The organism is Mesorhizobium sp. M4B.F.Ca.ET.089.01.1.1 (genome assembly GCF_004022605.1).
Classification (GTDB): Bacteria; Pseudomonadota; Alphaproteobacteria; order Rhizobiales; family Rhizobiaceae; genus Mesorhizobium; species Mesorhizobium abyssinicae.
Window position 1 is genome coordinate 1 of the sequence record NZ_RZOS01000556.1, and the last position, 3,313, is coordinate 3,313.

Sequence of the window (3,313 nt, forward strand, 5' to 3'; positions counted from 1 at the left end):
ACGAGATCCCGTTCTGAGCGCCAGGACCACGTAACCGGCATTGAGGAGGGGAAGATGTCGCTCGGACCATTGCTATCCGCGCCCCCTCCCATTCCGTGGCATGCATTCGCGGCCCTTGCCGCCCTGGCGATTGGCGGCGCGCAGCTGGCGCTGCCGAAAGGCACGCCGAGCCACCGCGTGATGGGCTATGCCTGGGCGGCGCTGATGCTGGTCATCGCCGTCTCGAGTTTCTGGATCCAGCAGATCCGCCTGATCGGCCCGTTTAGTCCGATCCATCTGCTGTCGATCCTGGTGCTGGTCACCGCGCCGCTGGCGGTGTGGTATGCGCACACCCATCGCGTCGCCGCGCATCGCGGCGCTATGATCAAGCTCTATGTCTTCGCCTTGATCGGCGCCGGCATCTTCACGCTGCTGCCTGGCCGGATCATGCATACGGTCATGTTCGGTCAATAGGCTAGCCAAGGCCTCGCAAGGAAAATGCCGTGAAAGCACGCGTCAAATGGGTCGAGGAACGCACCTTCGTCGGTGAGTCCGGCAGCGGCCACAAGGTTGTCCTCGGAACCGCGTCCGGCCCGGAGGGCAAAACGCCGGGGCCGAGCCCGATGGAGCTGGTGCTGATCGGCACCGGCGGCTGCTCGGCCTACGATGTCGTCCACATTCTCGAAAAAGGCCGCGAGGCGATCGAGGATTGCGTCGTCGAGCTCGACGCCGACCGCGCCGAGAAGGAGCCCAGGGTCTTCACCCGCATCCACATGCATTTCATCGTCAAGGGCCGCGCGCTCTCGCATGACAAGGTCAAGCGGGCGATCGACCTCTCGATCGAAAAATATTGCTCCGCACCGCCATGATGGCCAAGACGGCCACCGTCACCCACGATTTCGAGGTCGTCGATACGGCGGCGAAATAGGGCAATAGGCAGTAGGCAGTAGGGTACGGCTCAAGCAGCCATCAGCGCCTTGACCCCGTCGGCGACAAACTGCACCGCCAGCGCCGCCAGGATGACGCCGAGCAGCCGCGTCAGGATGGAGCGGCCGGTCTGGCCGAGGATGCGGTCGATGCGCTCCGCCAGCACGAACACCAGATAGGTGATGGCGAGGCAGACGAAGATGATGCCGACCAGCGCCGCCTGCGCCGCGAACCCGTCGAAGTGTCCCGACAGCAGCACCGTAGCCGAGATCGCGCCGGGGCCGGCGATCAGCGGGATCGCCAACGGGAAGGCGGCGATGTTGTGGATCATATCCTTGGTGATGGCGACGTCGCCGATCTTCTCCTTGCGGTCCTGCCGGCGCTCGAACACCATTTCGAAGGCGATGAAGAACAGCAGGAAACCGCCGGCGACGCGGAAGGCCGGCAGCGTGATGCCGAACACCGACAGGATCGACGCGCCGGCAACCGCGAACAGCGCCATCACCAGGAAGCCGATCACCGAGGCGCGCACCGAAACCTGCTGGCGCTCCTCGCGGTTCATGCCGCGCGTCACGGCGAGGAAGAGCGGCGCCAGCCCCGGGGGGTCGATGGTCACCAGTATGGTGACGAAGGCGTTGAACAGGCTGTCGAAACTCGGCATCGCTGGTCCCCTCCTGCCGGGCGAAGCCCAAGCTCGCCAATTGGTAGAGCAAAGCGGAAGCGGTGGGAACAGGAAGGGAGGGGATTTCAGCCGGCTATTCGGCTTTGCCGCAGTAAGCCTCAAGCCGGTACCCGTCAGGGTCTATGACGAAGGCGGCATAGTAGTTGTCGCCATAGGCGGCGCGCAGGCCAGGCGGGCCATTGTCGCCGCCGCCGTCACGCAACGCAGCCGCATGGAAGGCATCGACGCTCTTGCGCGTCGGCGCGGCGAAACAGAAATGCAGGCCGGACTCCGTGTCCGCCGAAACCGGCCGCGCCGCTTCATTCACCCAGAGCGCCACCGCATCGGCGCCATAGCCAAGCGAGCCGGGCGACTGGCTGAGACAGCTATAGCCGAGCGGTTGCAGCACGGCATCGTAGAAGCGCTTCGAGACAGTCGCGTCGCGAACGCCGAGCGAGATGTGGTCAAGCATCGTTTTCTCCGTTTTTGCAATAGGTTGGCCGATCAGCCTTGAGTCGTGCGGCGGGCGAGGAATTCGACCTCGAGCCGCCAGGTGGCGCCGCCGTCAGGCGAGCGCTCGCCGAGCCAGCGGAACGAATTCTCGGTGATGCGCGAAAAGCTCCAACGCACCGACGCGCTGGAGCCATCGGCGCCGATCTGCACGATCGTATCGCCCTCGGCGCGGCCGAGTTGCCGGCTGTAGTATTGGTTACGGGGATCGCTCCAGAAGATGTGCCAGGCATCGACCCCGGGATCGTAGACGCGCAGCGTCGTGCCGTAGAACGTCCACGCGCCGAGGGATGTCTGCACACCAGTTTTGCGCGCGGGCAGGATCCACACATCCTGGATCGCCTTGCCCTCCAGAACCCAGCCGAAATGCACCTCGCCACGCCCGGTAAGAACCGTGCCATCTTCGAGATGGCGGGTGGCGTCGAACGTCCAGGCGCCGACGAAGCGGCCATAGAGCTCCAGCTTTTTGGCTAGGTCGGCGTTTGGGCTGGCGCTGTGCAGGGCCTCGGTGAAAGGATCGGTCATGATTGCTGCCTCGTTTGTCAGGAGAGGGCGAGCAATAGCGGCCGGACACGGTTCTGTGCTTGGGGAAAATTGCTATCTTTCCGGCCATGACGCGCGACAAGGAAATTGCTTCCGGGCAAGGCTGGCAGGTGTCGGACGTGGTGTGCACCGCCGGCGCCGGCGACAGCCCGTTCGAGGAAGAGCATCGCGGCTTTTGCGTCGCCGCGGTGACCCAGGGCACGTTCCGCTACCGGACGCGCGAAGGCACGGCGATGCTGGCGCCCGGCGCGATCCTGCTCGGCAATCCAGGCGCCTGCTATGAATGCGGGCATGAGCACGGCGCCGGCGACCGCTGCCTCTCCTTCCATTTTTCGCCGGCCTACATGGAACGCGTCGTTGCCGACGTGCCTGGCGCCAGGCGGCTTGGCTTCACCGGCCCGCGCCTGCCGCCCTTGCCGGCGCTCGCGTCGTTGCTTGCTGAAGCGGAGGCCGCGCGGGAGACAGGCGATACTGATGCATTCGAGGAAATCGGCCTGCGCATTGCCGGGGCGGTGGTCACGGCGAGTTCGGATGCCGCCGATGCCGTCGTCACGCCAAGCCGGCGCGACCAGAAACGGGTCGCCGAGGCGGTGCGGCTGATTGAACTCGACGCGGACCGCCCGCTGTCGCTCGCCGACCTCGCCAGCAGCGCGGCGACCAGCCCCTATCATTTCCTGCGCACCTTCCGACAGG

Annotated in this window: 5 protein-coding genes and 1 pseudogene; 3 read left to right on the plus strand and 3 right to left on the minus strand. The window is 65.4% G+C overall.

Features of this window, described 5'->3' with window-relative positions; all coding sequences use genetic code 11:
• Nucleotides 1-54: 54 nt before the first annotated feature.
• A complete protein-coding gene (locus tag EN780_RS30495; protein WP_127285643.1) occupies nt 55-453 on the plus strand; it encodes a DUF2306 domain-containing protein in 399 nt (132 codons plus the stop codon).
• 29 nt (nt 454-482) lie between these two features.
• Nucleotides 483-907, plus strand: a pseudogene (locus EN780_RS30500) (OsmC family protein).
• Nucleotides 908-937: 30 nt separating this feature from the next.
• Here the strand turns inward: EN780_RS30500 and EN780_RS30505 are convergent.
• From EN780_RS30505 to EN780_RS30515, 3 genes are all read right to left on the minus strand, one after another.
• Nucleotides 938-1,567: a MarC family protein gene (locus EN780_RS30505; RefSeq protein ID WP_127285641.1), complete on the minus strand. Its 630-nt coding sequence runs from the start codon at nt 1,565-1,567 to the stop codon at nt 938-940.
• 94 nt (nt 1,568-1,661) lie between these two features.
• Complete coding sequence (locus EN780_RS30510) at nt 1,662-2,039, minus strand: VOC family protein (protein ID WP_127285640.1); 378 nt, start codon at nt 2,037-2,039, stop codon at nt 1,662-1,664.
• Between the two features lie 32 nt (nt 2,040-2,071).
• Nucleotides 2,072-2,602 carry a hypothetical protein gene (locus EN780_RS30515; RefSeq protein ID WP_128276140.1) on the minus strand — a complete coding sequence of 177 codons (531 nt, stop codon included), beginning with the start codon at nt 2,600-2,602 and terminating at the stop codon, nt 2,072-2,074.
• An 86-nt stretch (nt 2,603-2,688) separates the two neighbouring features.
• Here EN780_RS30515 and EN780_RS30520 point away from each other — a divergent pair.
• Nucleotides 2,689-3,313: AraC family ligand binding domain-containing protein (locus EN780_RS30520; protein ID WP_128276141.1), on the plus strand; the 625-nt coding region annotated here is incomplete at its 3' end.